Raw genomic sequence first — 15,265 nt, forward strand, 5'->3', positions numbered from 1 at the left:
ACCTTACTCCGCCGCGACCGCGGTCTCTGGATAGAGGGCGGATTTGAAGGGCGCGAGCCCGATACGGCGATAAGTCTGCAGGAATGTCTCGGCGTTGCTGTGGCGCAAGTCGAGATAGGCAAGCACCACCCGCTCGATGGCCGGAATGATCTCGTCCGCGGAGAAGCCGGGACCTGCGCGTTCGCCGATTGCAGCGTCTTCCGTGCCATCGCCGCCGAGCGTGATCTGATAGTTTTCCACGCCAGCACGGTCGAGACCGAGAATGCCTATATGGCCCACATGGTGGTGGCCGCAGGCGTTGATGCAGCCTGAAATCTTGATCTTGAGCGGGCCGATATCGTGCTCCAGCTTGAGTGCGTTGAAGCGGGTTGCGATCTCCTGTGCGATCGGGATTGAGCGGGCGGTGGCGAGAGCGCAGTAATCCATGCCGGGGCAGGCAATGATGTCGCTGATGAGCCCGATATTGGCGGTGGCGAGGCCAGCCTCCTTAAGCGCCGCGTGCAAGGCGGGCAGGTCGGATTTATGGACATGAGGCAGGATCACGTTCTGTTCGTGGCTGATGCGCAGTTCATTGTGTCCGTAGCGCTCCGCAAGATCGGCCATGACGCGCATCTGCTCTGCTGTCGCATCACCGGGCGTCTTGCCATGTGCTTTCAGGGAGATCGACACAATGGCGTAACCCTCGGCGCGATGCGCGGCGAGGTTGGTGTCTGCCCAGCTGCGAAAAACGGGATCGCTTTCATAAAGGCTGTCAAAGGCGTCCTGCGAGGACGCCCGCCAGGGCGGAGGAGCAAACTGCTCCTGAATGTCGCGCAACAGCGTCTGATCCACTCCAGAAAACTGTGCGCGGCGTTGCACGAACGCCTCTTCGGTCAGTGCGCGGACCTTTTCGATACCGTTCTCGTGCACGGTGATCTTGATTCTGGCCTTGTACTTGTTATCGCGGCGTCCCAAGAGGTTATAGGTGCTCACGATCGCCTCCAGATAGGGCAGCAGATCAACTTCCGGCAGGAAGTCGCGGACTACCTTGCCGATCATCGGCGTGCGGCCCAGACCACCACCGACAAGGACCTCGAAACCGCGCGCGCCATCCTGTTCGACGATCCGCAGCCCGATGTCGTGGGCGCGGATCACGGCCCGGTCTGCCGCGGCACCCGTGATGGCGATCTTGAATTTGCGTCCCAGGAACTGGAATTCCGGATGGTCCGTGGACCATTGACGGATCAGCTCCGCGTAAGGCCTCGGATCGGCAACCTCGTCAGCGGCAGCGCCCGCAAAGTGATCCGCGGTCACGTTTCGGATCGTGTTGCCTGACGTCTGGATCGCATGCAGCCCGACCTCGGCCAGTGCGTCGAGCATGTCCGGCACGTCGCGCAGTTTGGGCCAGTTATACTGGATGTTCTGCCGCGTGGTGAAATGGCCATAACCCTTGTCCCATTTCTCCGCCAGCACGGCCAGCTGCCGCATCTGGGCGCTGTTCAGCGTGCCGTAGGGGATCGCCACGCGTAGCATATAAGCGTGGAGCTGCAGGTAGAGCCCGTTCATCAGGCGCAGGGGTTTGAACTCGTCTTCGGTCAGCTGGCCCGCGATGCGGCGCTCGACCTGGGCGCGGAACTGGGCGTTGCGCTCGGCGAGAAAGGCGTGGTCGAACTCGGTGTAATTATACATTGCTCTCTGCCTCTTGTTTGCCATGGGCATAGTTTGAAGGACCGGTGCGGCGGAAATCCTCGCGGAAATGGGTGGGCTCGGGCCCCTCCGGGCCTTGCGCCACATCCGCCAGATAGGCGCCAACCAGCCTGTCAGGCTGGCGCTCTGCGTGGAGGAGGCGCAATTGAGCATGCGCCTCGTCTGTCAGCACCTCTGCGTCTTGTAGGTGGCGGGACCATTGATCGTCGGCGGTCAGATAGATCACGTCGCCCTCCAGCAGGTCGGAGGCGGTGACGACTTTGGGCGTAAAGGCGCGGGGCATCAGGCAAGCTCCTGTTGAAGGGCGGGCAGGGCGGCGGAGGCCGCACGGGAGGCAAGGCCGTAGAAGGTCAGTGCGGGGCCGGAGAGATTGGCGTCGGCAAGGTCCGTGGGCAAGGCATCGAGGGTGGTGGACAGGATTCGCTGATCGGGCCGCGAGGCATTTTCGATCACCGTTACCGGCGTGGTGCGGTCGGCGCCGTGCATGATCAGACGACCCTGAATGAACCGCGCGGATCTTTTACCCATGTAGATCGCGGCGACCTCTCCGGGCCGGGCCAGGGTGGCCCAATCGTGATCGGCAAAGCCTTTCATGTCATGTCCGGTCAGAAGGCGTACGGATGCATTGCGCTGGCGTTTTGTCAGGCTCTGCCCGATCGCGGCCACGGCGGCAGAGGCGGCGGTGATGCCGGGCACGATGTGCCAGCTGACACTGGCGGCGTCGCAGGCCTCTATCTCTTCGTCGAGCCGACCGAAAACGGTGCTGTCACCGGATTTCAGTCGCACGACCTGCGCGCCCTTTTGGGCGTGCTCCACGATCAGCGCGTTGATCGTCTCCTGCGGGGTCGAAGGACCGTAGGCTTCCTTTCCGACGTCGATCAGGGTGGCCTCGCGCCGGGCCAGTTCCAGGATCTCGGCACTGATCAGGCGGTCGTAGATCACCACGTCGGCCTCGTCGAGCGCGCGGCGGGCCTTGAGGGTCAGAAGCTCCGGATCGCCGGGGCCTGCGCCCACGAAAGCAACATGGCCGGGCCGGTTTTTGGCATCCAGATGCCGGAGCAAAAGCTCATCCAGCGCCTCACGGGCGCCGTCTTCGCCTGTGGCAATCGCGGTCGGACCGGTTCGAAAATAGTAGTCTGCCCAGAACTCCCGGCGGGCCCGGCCCATGGGCAGCGCTTCTGCCATCTTGCGGAAGGCCTTGCCGATGCGGGCGAGAGGGCCAAGCGTGGCGGGCAGCTTTGCCTCCAGATCCGCCTTGATAGCACGGGCAAGCACCGGGGCAGCGCCTTCGGTGCCGATCGCAACAGTAACCGGATCGCGATCAACGATTGCGGGCGTGATGAACTGGCTGTCCTGGAGATTGTCGACGATATTGACGAGCGCGCCGTCCGCGCGGGCCAGGGCCGACGTGCGGGCATCTTCGTTGGCATCTTCATCGGCGGCGTAGAAAAGCGCGGCGCAAAGCGTGTCGCCGGGCTGCATGGCACGGCGTACGAGGCGAAGGCGGCTTTGGCTCGCCCAGTTTTCGATTTCAGGCGCGGGATCCGCAGCAAAGACGGTCAGATGCGCCTCTGTCTTTAGGAGCAGGCGGAGCTTGGCCAAGGCTGCATCGCCCCCGCCGGAGAGCACAACGCGGCGGCCCGCGAGGTCCAGGAATATGGGAAAATGTTGCATGGCGTGCCCCTGTCGGCCTGTTTGACTTGAAGGGCAATATAGGAAATATTCCTGAAAACATGCTATGTGCTACGCAAAATAAGGACATTTGTTCTTCCATTGAGCGTGAATGAGGGTGATGGCCCAAATTGAAAGGAAAAACGCGAATGGCGGTCCGGATGGATGAGATCGACCGGAAAATCCTGTCGGAGTTGCAGGAGGATGCGGGGCAATCGCTGGATGAGATCGCGAAGAAGGTGGGCTCATCAAAGACGCCCGTCTGGAACCGGATCCGCAAGCTGCGCGAGGCCGGGGTCATCGGGCGGCAGACGATGGTGCTGGATGCCGAGGCGTTGGGGTTTGAGGCCTGCTTTTTTGTGCTGATCCGCACCTCGGAACACGAGGCGGAATGGCAGAAGGCGTTTCTGAAGGCCCTGCAGGACCGTCCCGAAGTGCAGGAGGCGCACCGGCTTGCCGGGGATATCGATTATATTCTCAAGGTCAGAGTGAAGAATGCCCGCGCCTACGACGCGTTCTATCAGGCGCTCATCTCGGAAGTACGGGTGCACAATGTGACCGCGCTTTTGTCGATGGAAGAGATCAAGTCGACAACAATGCTGCCTCTGGGTGTCTGACCAAAAGGAGCGCCTGCGGCGCACGCCATTTTGGGACCAGCAGAAGCGCGGCGCCGGGATGCAACGGCGCGCGGGTTCAGAGGGTCACCTCAAGCTGTTCGAGGCCGTGGAAGTGGTAGGTGTTCGCGTAAATCGGTGTTTCCGTGAGGCGCAAAGTCGGACATTGCGAAAAGAGCTTGGCCAGAGCGATCTGCAGTTCCAGCCGCGCAAGCGGTGCGCCGACGCAGAAATGAAGGCCTGCCCCAAAGCTGGTATGGGTTTTGGCTGGCCGTGTCGGTGAGAACGTATCGGGTGCATCCCATTCGGCGGGATCGCGATTGGCGGCGCCGAGAAGGAGAGCGATCTGGTCTCCGCGCTGAAAGGTATGACCATGCAGAGTGACCTTCTCATAGACATAGCGCGTGAACATGTGGAGCGGAGGATCGAAACGGGTCAGCTCCTCGACGGTGCCCGCGACGCGCTCCGGCGACAGAAGGGCGGGATCGGCCTGATGCTCCAGAAGGGTTTTCACCGCATTGCCGATCATGTGAACCGTCGCTTCGTGACCTGCATTCAGAAGAAGGATGCAGGTGGTGATCAGCTCGGATGTCGAAAGCCGTTCCCCGTCCGTCTCGGCGGCAATGAGATGGGTGATGAGATCATCTGCGGGATGGGCGCGCCGCGTTTCAACATAGTCGAGGATGAAGGCGCTGAAGGCCTGCGCGGCCCGATTTGCCGCATCCTCCATCGCTCGCGTTCGATTGGCTTGATACATGGCGACCATCGCATGGGACCAGTCGAGTAATTGAGGAGCCATGCCCTCGGGCACGCCCAAAAGACGCGCGATGATCCGGACGGGGATCGCTGTGCAATAGGTCGTGATCAGGTCGAAGGGTCCGCCAGGGAAGGCCGCGATCAGTTCGTCGCACAGCGCCTCGATCTCGGGCTGCAGGGCGCTGACGCGACGCGTGGTGAAAGCGCGCAGAACCTGCGTGCGCAGGCGTGTATGGGCGGGTGGCTCCAGCTCCAGCATGGAATGGGCTTCTACGGCATAAAAGGCCTTGAGGTGGGCCGGCGGGGTTTCGGCCAGCTCCGGTGGTACCTGGCGCCCGAACCGGCGATCGCGGAGGACAGAATTCACGGTCGCAAAATCGAAGGCTGCGACCATCCGGTAATGGGGCCAGTAGTGCAGCGGAGCCTGCTGCCGCGCGCCAGCATAGACCGGGTAGGGGTTTTGTCCGAACGCGGGGTCGGTCGGGTCTTGGTCGAACATCAGCATTCTGAGAGATGTGCCATGACCGCTGGTCAATGCAAAGGCCGGTTTGATAGGGTGCCGGAATGACGGGATTTATCAGGCACCGAACCTGGGTCGCGCTGGGATTTGGCGTGCTGGTTCTGCTTCTGGCGGCAAACGTCTGGCGTTATGGCTATCAGCGCGCGATCGATCAGCTTGCGCGCCGGGCCGAGGCGGATCTGGTCCTGGCGAGCGACCGGTTGAGCGCCCAATTGCAGCGCTACCGGGAGCTGGCGGTCCTGATGGCCCAGCACCCGTCCGTCGCCGGTCTGGATGAACCGGTCCGGCGCATGGCGGCAAAACAGGTGCTCTTGGACGTGTCGGACAAGACCGCCGCACTTGATATGGTCTTTGCCAACCGCGAGGGGACGGTTCTGGTTTCGGCCCATGGCGTCTTGGCCCAGGACGTGAGCCGGTCTGCAGCGTTCCGGCGGGCCATGCAGGGCGCGCTGGGCAATGAGCATTGGCGCAATCCGCAGACGATGCGGCGGGCCTTTTCCTTTGCGGCGCCGTCGTTCGGAGCGGACGGCAAGGTCGAGGGCGCGCTGATCGTTTCGGTGGATGTCGAGGATATCGAACAGACATGGCGGGGGAGCACGCCGACGGTTCTTTTTACGGATCAGCGGGGCGAGGTTTTCATCTCCAACAGGTCCGAATTGCTCTACTGGTCGCGACCGGCGGGGGAGGCGGGTTTGATCCCCGCCGACGGGCGGGGCCTGTCCTTTGCGGTTGAAACGGTGGGGCAGCATGAGATCTGGCGCATGGGCTGGGGTCCCTATCTGCCGCAGCGCGCCCTGCATCTGGAGCGGGAATTGCCCGTTATCCAGCTTGTCGCGGAGGTTCTGGTGGATGTGCAGCCGGCCCGCGCTCTGGCAACGCTTCAGGCTGGCATGCTGTCTGTCTTTCTGCTGGCCGCCGGAGCGCTGGCTGCGTTCGCGACGGAGCGGCGCCGGACGTTGGCTAGGGCCAACGCTGTGCTGGAGAGCCGGGTGGCCGAGCGGACCCAGGCCTTGTCGCGGACCAACGCCCAGCTCAGGCGCGAGATCACAGAGCGGCAAGAGGCCGAAGCAGCGCTGAAGCAGGCGCAGGCCGATTTGGTGCAGGCCGGAAAGCTGAGTGCGCTGGGCCAGATGAGCGCGGGCATCAGCCATGAGCTGAACCAGCCGCTGATGGCGATCCAGTCCTTTGCCGAAAACGGAGCACAGTTTCTGGATCGGGGGCGCCCGGAAATGGCAAGCGAGAATCTGGGCCGGATCACGGATCTTGCCCGCCGGATGGGGCGGATCATTCGCAACCTGCGTGCCTTTGCCCGGCAGGAAAGCGCGCCATCGGGGCAGGTGGATCTGCGCGCGGTGTTGCAGGGTGCCATCGAATTGACGGAGCCGCGGATGCACCGCGAGGGTGTGACGCTTCGCTATGAGCCGTCGTCGGCGCCGATGTGGGTGCGGGGAGGAGAGGTGCGGTTGGGGCAGGTCTTTGTCAACCTCATCACCAATGCGATGGACGCGATGGCGGAAAGCGATGTGAAGGATCTCAACCTGCTGGTGCGAGAGGGGACCGATCTGATCGTGGAACTGTCCGACACCGGACCCGGCATCGAGAATCCGGACAAGGTTTTCGATCCGTTCTACACGACGAAGGCCGTAGGCGGTGCGGATGGTATGGGTCTGGGTCTGTCGATCTCTTACGGCATCGTTCAAAGCTTCGGGGGCGACATTCACGGGGAAAACCTGCCCGACGGCGGAGCGGTGTTCCGCGTGCATCTTGAACGCTGGGACGAAAAGGAAGCGGCGGCGTGACCGGTCCGGTGCTGCTGGTCGATGACGACGCCGCCGTGCGCGACGCCCTGGCCCAAACGCTTGAGCTGGCCGGTTACATGCCGATCCCGGCTGGATCATTCGTGGCCGCAAAAGATCATATCTCGCGCGATTTTGCAGGTGTGATCCTGTCGGACATCCGGATGCCCGGGCGGGACGGGTTCCATCTGCTGCGACATGCCCATGAGGTCGATCCTGATCTGCCGGTGGTCCTGCTGACGGGCGAAGGCGATATTCCGATGGCCGTCTCGGCCATGGATCAGGGCGCCTTTGATTTTCTGGAAAAGCCATGTGCGGCGGCAGACCTGCTGGCAGTTTTGTCTCGCGCGGCAGACGCCAGGCGCAAGGTGCAGGACCGCCGTACTGAGGCAGCCTTGCGCGAGGCGGGTGATCCTGCCGCGCGGTTGATTTTCGGCATATCGGACGCGTCCAACGGTTTGCGTGCGCGCGTCCGTCGCGCGGCCCAGGCCGAGACGGAAGTGCTTGTGACCGGTCCACCGGGCAGCGGTGTGTCGAAGGTTGCAGAGGTCATCCATCTCTGCTCCCTCCGGGCGAGGGGGCCGTTTCAGAAACGCGCTGCCGAAGGGCTGAGCCGTACGGATCTTGCCGCAGCTCTGGAAGCCGGCCGGAACGGGGCGCTTTTTGTCGATGAGATAGCCAGGATGCCCGCCGATACCCAGATCGCGCTGATCGAGCTTCTTGAGGCGGGGGTGTCCACGCGTTTGATGGCGGGAAGCACGATCGACCTGCAAGAGGCCGTGGCGCGGGGGGCGATGAACGCAGATCTCTATTATCGGTTGGACGTCATGCCGGTGCGCATTCCGTCACTTGCAGAACGACCCGAGGATATTCCGGTGCTCTTCCGGCACTACGTCGCGCAGGCCAGCGAGCAGGCGGGACTGACCGCGCCAGAGATCACGCCGGACGTGGTTGCGGGGCTGATGGCGCAGGATTGGCCCGGCAACGCCCGCGCGCTGATGTCTTCGGCGATGCGCTTTGCGCTTGGCCTGCAGGACGATGTCGAGACGTCCTCCGAACTGGGGCTTGCGGAGCAAATGGCGCAGGTTGAGCGACAATTGCTTGAGGCCGCCCTGCGCCGGGCCAACGGGCAGGCGAGCCGGGCCGCGAAGGCGCTGAAACTGCCGCGCAAGACGTTCTATGACAAGTTGGCACGCTACGGGCTGCGGCCTGATTCTTTCCGCTAGGCAAAGATGTGCGGAAATCCGCACAGTTTCGCGTTTGAGTGTGTGAATTCCCGCACTGGAAATCTGGTACCCCCGAAACCGCGTCCGATAAGGAGCTGATTTCTTGGGGTAAATGCCGTTCTTGATCAGGGATGCGCAAATTGTTGAGTGCCGAGAATCGATTCGCTTCACTGCGCACAGCGCGCCCCAGGGTCGGGGCGCGACCGGGGCGGGGAGCCCTGTTCAAAAAAAAGGGAGGATAAACCCATGAAAATGATGACCACCGCCGCGATGGCCTTGGCCTTGTCCGCGACGGCTGCCTTTGCCGCATGCGATGACGGAGAGATCGTCGTCAAATTCGCGCATGTGACCAACACCGACAAGCACCCCAAGGGCATCGCTGCCTCGCTGCTTGAGGCGCGGGTGAACGAAGAGATGAACGGCTCGATGTGCATGGAGGTCTATCCGAACTCCACGCTCTACAACGACAACAAGGTGCTGGAGGCGATGCTGCAGGGCGACGTCCAACTGGCCGCGCCGTCGCTGTCGAAATTCGAGAAATTCACCAAACAGTTCCGCCTGTTCGACCTGCCGTTCATGTTCAAGAACATCGAAGCCGTGGATGCGTTCCAGGCTTCGGATGCCGGTCAGGAGATGATGGACAGCATGCAGCGCCGTGGCCTGCAGGGTCTGGCCTTCTGGCACAACGGCATGAAGCAGATGTCGGCCAACAAGCCGCTGATGTCACCTTCGGATGCCAACGGGCTGAAATTCCGCGTGCAATCCTCGGATGTGCTGGTTGCACAGATGGAAGCCATTGGCGGCTCGCCTCAGAAAATGGCCTTCTCGGAAGTCTACGGCGCGCTGCAGCAGGGCGTTGTGGATGGGCAGGAAAACACCTGGTCCAACATCTACGGCAAGAAGTTCTTCGAGGTGCAGGACGGCATAACCGAGACCAATCATGGCATCATCGACTACCTGGTCGTCACCTCCGTCGACTGGCTGGACAGCCTGGATGCGGATGTCCGTGATCAGTTCCTCACGATCCTGGCCGAAGTGACCGAGACACGGAACTCCGAGGCCTTCGACGTGAACGAGGCGGCCAAGGCCTCCATCGTTGAAGCGGGCGGGACCATCCGTCAGCTTTCGGCTGAGCAGCGTCAGGAATGGGTCGACGCGATGAGACCCGTTTGGGACAAGTTCGAAGGCGATGTCGGTCAGGAGATGATCGACGCGGCGCAAGCCATCAACGCCGGTCTCTGATCCGGCATCCCGCGCCCGGTTCGGTCCGGGCGCGGCTTTGGGGCGGCGAGATCTGCCCTCATTCCTCAAGAAACAAGAGTAGGGACAGGATATGTCTGGGGCATCGTCGCGGCCCACCGGGCTGATCGACCATATCGAGGAGACGCTGATCGCGCTCCTTCTGGGGCTGATGACGCTGGTGACCTTCGCCAATGTGATCGCGCGCTTCGTGTTCAATGCAAACATCCTCTGGGCGCTGGAACTGACCGTGTTCATGTTTGCCTGGCTCGTGCTGCTGGGGGCGTCTTACGCCGTCAAGAAGAACGCCCATCTGGGCGTCGATGCCATCGTGAACTTGCTGGCGCCTCCCGCACGGCGGGTGCTGGGTCTGATCTCGGTCGGGTGCTGCTTGGCCTTTGCCCTCCTGATGCTGAAAGGCGCTTACGATTACTGGGCTGTTTTTGCCGATCTGCCTCCGACATCGGGGCGCTGGTTCCCCACCGGGTTCGATATGCGGGCGCGCAGCCAGAGCTTTTATGAGGTGCAGGACGTGCCGATGATCGGGATGTTCCGCTTTCTCGAAGATCTGATCAATTACGGCGACGCCTACGAGAAGATGCCCAAGGTGATCCCGTATCTGGTCATGCCGATTTCCATGCTGCTCTTGGTCTTGCGCTTTGCACAAGCGGCTATCGCAATCTGGAAGGGGGACAGCGACCGGCTGGTGGCAAGCCACGAGGTCGAGGACGAACTGGAAGAGGTTCGCGCGCAGCAGGGGGTACGCGACTGATGGAAGTTGTCCTGCTGTTTTCCATGGTGATCGGGCTCTTGCTGATCGGTGTGCCGATCGCCGTGTCGCTGGGGCTGAGCTCCACCATTTTCCTGCTGATCTACTCCAACTCTTCGCTGGCTTCGGTCGCTGGTACGCTTTTCGAGGCGTTCGAGGGACATTTCACGCTGCTGGCTATCCCGTTCTTTATCCTCGCGTCGTCCTTCATGACGACAGGCGGGGTCGCGCGGCGGATCATCCGCTTCTCCATTGCCTGCGTTGGGCACTTGCCTGGCGGTCTGGCGATTGCGGGCGTGTTCGCCTGTATGCTGTTCGCGGCCTTGTCGGGCTCGTCGCCTGCGACCGTGGTGGCGATCGGGACCATCGTGATCGCGGGCATGCGGCAGGTGGGCTATACCAAGGATTTCGCCGCGGGGGTGATCTGTAACGCGGGCACTCTGGGCATTTTGATCCCGCCTTCGATCGTGATGGTCGTTTACGCAGCGGCTGTTGAAGTGTCGGTGGGGCGGATGTTCCTGGCAGGTGTCATTCCGGGCCTGATGGCAGGCGGCATGCTGATGATCACCATCTATGTGATGGCCAAGGTCAAGAACCTGCCCAAAGGCGAATGGAAGGGCTGGAGCGAGATCTTCGCCTCGGCTCGCGAGGCGGGCTGGGGTCTCTTCCTGATCGTCATCATTCTGGGCGGCATTTATGGAGGGATCTTCACGCCAACGGAGGCGGCGGCGGTGGCGGCGATCTACGCGTTCTTCATCGCCTGCTTCGTTTATCGCGACATGGGGCCGCTGGCGACGGTGGAGGGAGAGAACAACATCTCGTTGCTGCGCAAACCGTACGCGGTGATCACGGCGTTCTTTCATCCCGATACCAAGCATACGCTCTTTGAGGCGGGCAAGCTGACGGTGACGCTGCTCTTCGTGATTGCCAACGCGCTAATCCTGAAACATGTGCTGACCGACGAGCAGGTGCCGCAACATATCGCGAGCGCGATGCTGGCCGCCGGTCTGGGGCCGGTGATGTTCCTGGTGGTGGTGAACGTGATCCTGCTGATTGGCGGACAGTTCATGGAACCATCGGGGCTTTTGGTGATCGTTGCACCGCTGGTGTTTCCGATTGCTATCGAGCTGGGCATCGACCCCATTCACCTCGGGATCATCATGGTAGTAAACATGGAGATCGGCATGATCACACCGCCGGTGGGTCTGAACCTTTTCGTCACCTCGGGTGTGGCCGGCATGCCGATGATGCGCGTGGTCAAGGCGGCTTTGCCGTTCCTCGCTGTGCTCTTCGTCTTCCTGATTATGGTGACCTATATCCCGTGGATTTCGACCTTCCTGCCCAATGCGGTGATGGGGCCGGAGATCATCACGAACTAGACGTGATCCAAAGGAGCGCCTGCGGCGCACACCATTTTTGGAGCCAGAGGCGCGGTGACACGTCTCTGGCTGCGTCGTTTCCGGTGAGAGGGCAGGATGTCCCGTATTTGGATCGAGAAGAAGATCAGGACGTGGCTTCGAGCGCCGAGATGATGGGCGAGAAGTCGGAGGCCTTGAGGCTTGCGCCGCCCACGAGCGCCCCGTCGACGTCGGGGACGGCGAAGATATCGGCGGCGTTGGCGGCCTTGACCGAGCCGCCGTAAAGGAGCGGGACGCTGGCGGCGATTGCGTCGGGAAGCTTGGCACGCAGGAAGGCATGAACTTCGGCGATCTGGTCGGTGGTGGGGACGTGGCCGGTGCCGATGGCCCAGACAGGCTCGTAGGCGATGACGGTATTGGTGCCGGTGGCGGAGGCGGGCAGGGACCCTGAGAGTTGGGTGCCAATGACCACCAGCGTCTCTCCGGTCTCGCGCTCTTGCAGCGTTTCGCCGACGCAGATGATCGCCGTCAGGCCCGCCTCATGGGCGGCTTCGGCCTTGGCGCGGACCGTCGCATCGGTTTCCGCGTGATCGGCGCGGCGTTCGGAATGACCGAGGATGACATGGTCCGCGCCTGCGTCTTTCAGCATTGCGGCGCTGATATCGCCGGTATGTGCGCCGCTTGCGGCCGCATGACAATCCTGTCCGCCGAGCTTGATCGCGGAGCCGGAGAGTGTGGCGGCACGGGCAAGGAGCGTGGCGGGAGGGCAGATGAGCACGTCGACACGCGGGGCGGGATGCGCCTTGGCCAGCGCCTGAAGCTCTGACAGCGACGCGTCTGTTCCGTTCATCTTCCAATTGCCTGCTGCCAGTTTTTGCCGCATTCTGAAACCCTCATTCCTGTTCTGGCGCGTCGTAGCATTCCCGACCGACCCAGACAATCGAAGGAGAGACCCGCAAATGATCCCCGAATTCGATTTGCGACTTTTACAGGCACGCGATGCCGCTGCCCTGACGCGATTGCGGGAGGCGGCGGAACATGTGGGCTTTCTGACGCTGAGAGGGACCGATCTGGCGCCTGAGGATGTGCGGCGGGTTCTGACGGCCTATGGGGCGTTCTTCCGGCTTCCGCCGGAGCGCAAAGCGCAGGTCGATATGGCGCGCACCGGGGCCAATCGGGGCTGGGGCGCGCCACAATCCGAGCAGGTGGACCCGAATGCAAACCCCGATTTCAAGGAGGTGTTCGATTGCGGTGTCGAGCTGGCCCCGGGTGATCCCTGGGCGGGACGGGGACTGGCCGTCTATGCGCCGAACCTCTGGCCGGATGCACCGGACGGATTTCAGACGGAGATCGAAACCTACTTTGCGAAAGCCCGCGCGGTGGCCATGGAGGTGCTGCGGGCGATTGCCGTGGCGATGGGTGCGCGGGAGACATGGTTTGATCCCGCGTTCGAACGGCCCATGGCGCTTTTGCGGGGCAATTATTATCCCGCCCGGCCGCAATGGGCGGCGGAAAAGGATTTCGGCATTGCGCCGCATACCGATTATGGCTGCCTGACGCTTCTGGCAACCGATGGCGCGCCGGGGCTGGAGGTTTTGACCGCGGATGGGACCTGGACGCCGGTCGCGGTGCAGCCGGGCACGTTCGTGATCAATTTCGGCGAGATGCTGGAGATGTGGACAAACGGGCAGGTCAAAGCGACGTTGCACCGGGTTATCGGCGGCACGCAGGAGCGCCTTTCGGTGCCGTTGTTCTTCAACCCGTCCTATGAGGCGGATGTGGCCCCGCCGGGCGCCTCAGAGCCGATCAAGGCTGGGCCGCATCTGGCCCGCCGCTACGACGAAACCTACCTCCATCTGAAAGAGGCTTAGGCGTCAGGTTTCGGCGAATTTGATCGATTCCCCGCAGCCGCAGGCTTCGGTCACGTTCGGGTTGTTGAATTTGAACCCTGCCTCAAGAAGGCTGACCTCGTAGTCGATCTCGGTCCCGAAGAGGAACATTTGCGCCATGGGTGCGATCATCACACGGGCACCGTCCTGTTCCACGACTTCGTCATTCGGGTCGGTCTCGGTGACATAGTCCATCGTGTATTCCATACCCGCGCAGCCGCCTTTCTTGACGCCGATGCGCAGGCCCGAATGGCCGTCCTTTTCCATCAGCTTGGCGATCTGCGCCGCAGCCTTTGGGGTTATCGTCACCGCTTGCTTGCCTGGAATGCCGAACATCACCGCTCTCCTTTCCGCTTAAGGTAGGCGCAGGAGCCGTCTCTCTCAAGAGGAAAGAAAAGGACCGCCCGGGATTGCCGGACGGTCCAGGGGGCCAAATCGTGCCGAGGGGACAGCAGCTGCGTTATTGCAGGCCCACGCAGTTCGCATAATAGGTGACGGTGGCCGGCCAATCCGAGAAGACGCCTGCAACTCCTACATCCTGCGCCAGGACATGCAGAAGTTCGTAGGTCACGCCGTCATGGGTCGTGGCATCGGTGATCGACTGGTAATACCAGCCGCCGCCCCCGCCCAGGGGACCGGAGCGTTCGAGTGTCCATGTGATGATGTTCAGGCCCGCCGCTTGCGCCTCGTTTGCATAGGCGGAGGGGACGATCTGGCCGTCCTGGAGCGTGACCAGCATCCAGAGAGGCGGCGCGATGTAGCGCACGCCGCGATCATAGAGGGATTGCATCGTGTCCGGATAGGTGGAGGGATCCATGTGACCGAAGCCATCGACATTGTAGGTATCGTCCAGATAGACGGCCTGCGCGCCAAATTCGGGCTCGTTCTCGATCCAGTAGAGGACGTCTTCGAGGTTGAAGCTTTGCAGCCAGACATCCTCGGGCGGGATACCGGCTTCCTTGTATTCATCGACCAGCTTTTGCGCGTAATCCTCTTGGCTGAAGCCGTTATGGGGCATCTCGACCGACGGGGCTTTCAACTCGGGTGTGAATTTGGCGCCAAGTGATTTGAAAAGCGCGATGGATTCGGCATGCGTCATCAGCGTCGCATCGGCCGTGTAGAGGTCGGTACGCCAGCCGGCGATGCCGCCTTGGTAGCCCTCAGCCGTGGTCGCGGTCTTGTCGGAACTGTCCATTTTCGGGGTGAGTGTGCGGAATTCCTCAAGGGTGACTTCCGATGTGCGGCATTCAGCGGTGGCATCCGTGCCGCCGGACGCAGGCGCGAACGGAGTGACACAGGTGTCAGCCAGATCAGTGAGCAGGATGTTGGTGGTCGTGTGCAGGTCGTTCTGGGCATGGCGGCAGACCAGCTCATGATCTTCGGTGAAGGTCACGTCGCATTCGAGGATGCCAGCACCCATTTGTGCCGCGGCGACGTTCGATTCCACCGTATGTTCCGGGAATTGCATGGGCGCGCCGCGATGACCGATGGAAAAGAGGCTTCGCTGCATCTCCTGCCCCCGGCAGGCCATCAGCGTTGACTTCAACTCGCCCTCGGGCAGCTTGTCGATCAGGAAGGCGGGGCGGGGGCCATAGCCGGTCAGGACATCCTGGCCAGGGCCTTCGGCCAACGCGGCACCGGCGCAGAGAAGAAAAGCAGCGTTTAAGGTGATGGACCGCATCGGCGACCTCCGGAGATTCGTGTACGCCGGAAAAGTCGCGGGATAATGTGACGCAGCGCC

14 protein-coding genes are annotated in these 15,265 nt (G+C 62.2%); 7 read left to right on the top strand and 7 right to left on the bottom strand.

Annotation, left to right across the window (positions count from 1 at the left end; all coding sequences use genetic code 11):
- Positions 1-3: 3 nt before the first annotated feature.
- Genes CFI11_RS09310 through cysG form a run of 3 tightly spaced genes read right to left on the bottom strand, consistent with a single transcriptional unit; the run spans position 4 to position 3,360 of the window.
- Complete coding sequence (locus tag CFI11_RS09310) at positions 4-1,668, bottom strand: nitrite/sulfite reductase (RefSeq protein WP_130405250.1); 1,665 nt, start codon at positions 1,666-1,668, stop codon at positions 4-6.
- Entirely contained in the window at positions 1,661-1,969 is a 309-nt protein-coding gene (locus CFI11_RS09315) for a DUF2849 domain-containing protein (RefSeq protein ID WP_130405252.1), read from the bottom strand. Before CFI11_RS09315 ends, CFI11_RS09310 begins: the two co-directional genes overlap by 8 nt.
- Entirely contained in the window at positions 1,969-3,360 is a 1,392-nt protein-coding gene (gene cysG / locus CFI11_RS09320; RefSeq protein ID WP_130405254.1) for a siroheme synthase CysG, read from the bottom strand. Before cysG ends, CFI11_RS09315 begins: the two co-directional genes overlap by 1 nt.
- A 146-nt stretch (positions 3,361-3,506) precedes the next feature.
- Between cysG and CFI11_RS09325 the strand changes: the two genes are divergently transcribed.
- Entirely contained in the window at positions 3,507-3,974 is a 468-nt protein-coding gene (locus CFI11_RS09325; RefSeq protein ID WP_130405256.1) for an Lrp/AsnC family transcriptional regulator, read from the top strand.
- A 76-nt stretch (positions 3,975-4,050) separates the two neighbouring features.
- Here the strand turns inward: CFI11_RS09325 and CFI11_RS09330 are convergent, their stop codons facing one another.
- The gene (locus tag CFI11_RS09330; RefSeq protein ID WP_130405258.1) at positions 4,051-5,232 is read right to left on the bottom strand and encodes a cytochrome P450; all 1,182 of its coding nucleotides are present in this window, start codon (positions 5,230-5,232) and stop codon (positions 4,051-4,053) included.
- A 59-nt stretch (positions 5,233-5,291) separates the two neighbouring features.
- On the opposite strand from CFI11_RS09330, the gene CFI11_RS09335 reads away from it, so the two are divergent.
- From CFI11_RS09335 to CFI11_RS09355, 5 genes are all read left to right on the top strand, one after another.
- The gene (locus tag CFI11_RS09335; protein WP_130405260.1) at positions 5,292-7,046 is read left to right on the top strand and encodes an ATP-binding protein; all 1,755 of its coding nucleotides are present in this window, start codon (positions 5,292-5,294) and stop codon (positions 7,044-7,046) included.
- Complete coding sequence (locus CFI11_RS09340) at positions 7,043-8,269, top strand: sigma-54 dependent transcriptional regulator (protein WP_130405262.1); 1,227 nt, start codon at positions 7,043-7,045, stop codon at positions 8,267-8,269. The genes CFI11_RS09335 and CFI11_RS09340 overlap by 4 nt, the downstream gene beginning before the upstream one ends.
- Before the next feature lie 246 nt (positions 8,270-8,515).
- Positions 8,516-9,511, top strand: coding sequence for a DctP family TRAP transporter solute-binding subunit (locus CFI11_RS09345; RefSeq protein WP_130405264.1), 996 nt, complete (start codon positions 8,516-8,518; stop codon positions 9,509-9,511).
- A gap of 91 nt (positions 9,512-9,602) precedes the next feature.
- Entirely contained in the window at positions 9,603-10,280 is a 678-nt protein-coding gene (locus CFI11_RS09350; protein WP_130405266.1) for a TRAP transporter small permease, read from the top strand.
- A complete protein-coding gene (locus tag CFI11_RS09355) occupies positions 10,280-11,656 on the top strand; it encodes a TRAP transporter large permease (RefSeq protein ID WP_130405268.1) in 1,377 nt (458 codons plus the stop codon). The genes CFI11_RS09350 and CFI11_RS09355 overlap by 1 nt, the downstream gene beginning before the upstream one ends.
- A gap of 124 nt (positions 11,657-11,780) precedes the next feature.
- Here the strand turns inward: CFI11_RS09355 and tpiA are convergent, their stop codons facing one another.
- The gene (gene tpiA / locus CFI11_RS09360; RefSeq protein ID WP_130405270.1) at positions 11,781-12,518 is read right to left on the bottom strand and encodes a triose-phosphate isomerase; all 738 of its coding nucleotides are present in this window, start codon (positions 12,516-12,518) and stop codon (positions 11,781-11,783) included.
- A gap of 76 nt (positions 12,519-12,594) precedes the next feature.
- Here tpiA and CFI11_RS09365 point away from each other — a divergent pair, with 76 nt between their 5' ends.
- Complete coding sequence (locus CFI11_RS09365) at positions 12,595-13,506, top strand: isopenicillin N synthase family oxygenase (RefSeq protein ID WP_130405272.1); 912 nt, start codon at positions 12,595-12,597, stop codon at positions 13,504-13,506.
- Positions 13,507-13,509: 3 nt separating this feature from the next.
- Here CFI11_RS09365 and CFI11_RS09370 read toward each other — a convergent pair whose 3' ends face one another.
- Both CFI11_RS09370 and CFI11_RS09375 read right to left on the bottom strand, forming a co-directional pair.
- Positions 13,510-13,860, bottom strand: a complete 351-nt coding sequence (locus tag CFI11_RS09370) for an iron-sulfur cluster assembly accessory protein (protein WP_130405274.1) — start codon at positions 13,858-13,860, stop codon at positions 13,510-13,512.
- Between the two features lie 124 nt (positions 13,861-13,984).
- Positions 13,985-15,205, bottom strand: a complete 1,221-nt coding sequence (locus CFI11_RS09375; protein WP_130405276.1) for a glycerophosphodiester phosphodiesterase family protein — start codon at positions 15,203-15,205, stop codon at positions 13,985-13,987.
- Positions 15,206-15,265 lie beyond the last annotated feature (60 nt).

The sequence above is a fragment of the Thalassococcus sp. S3 genome, from assembly GCF_004216475.1.
Classification (GTDB): domain Bacteria; phylum Pseudomonadota; class Alphaproteobacteria; order Rhodobacterales; family Rhodobacteraceae.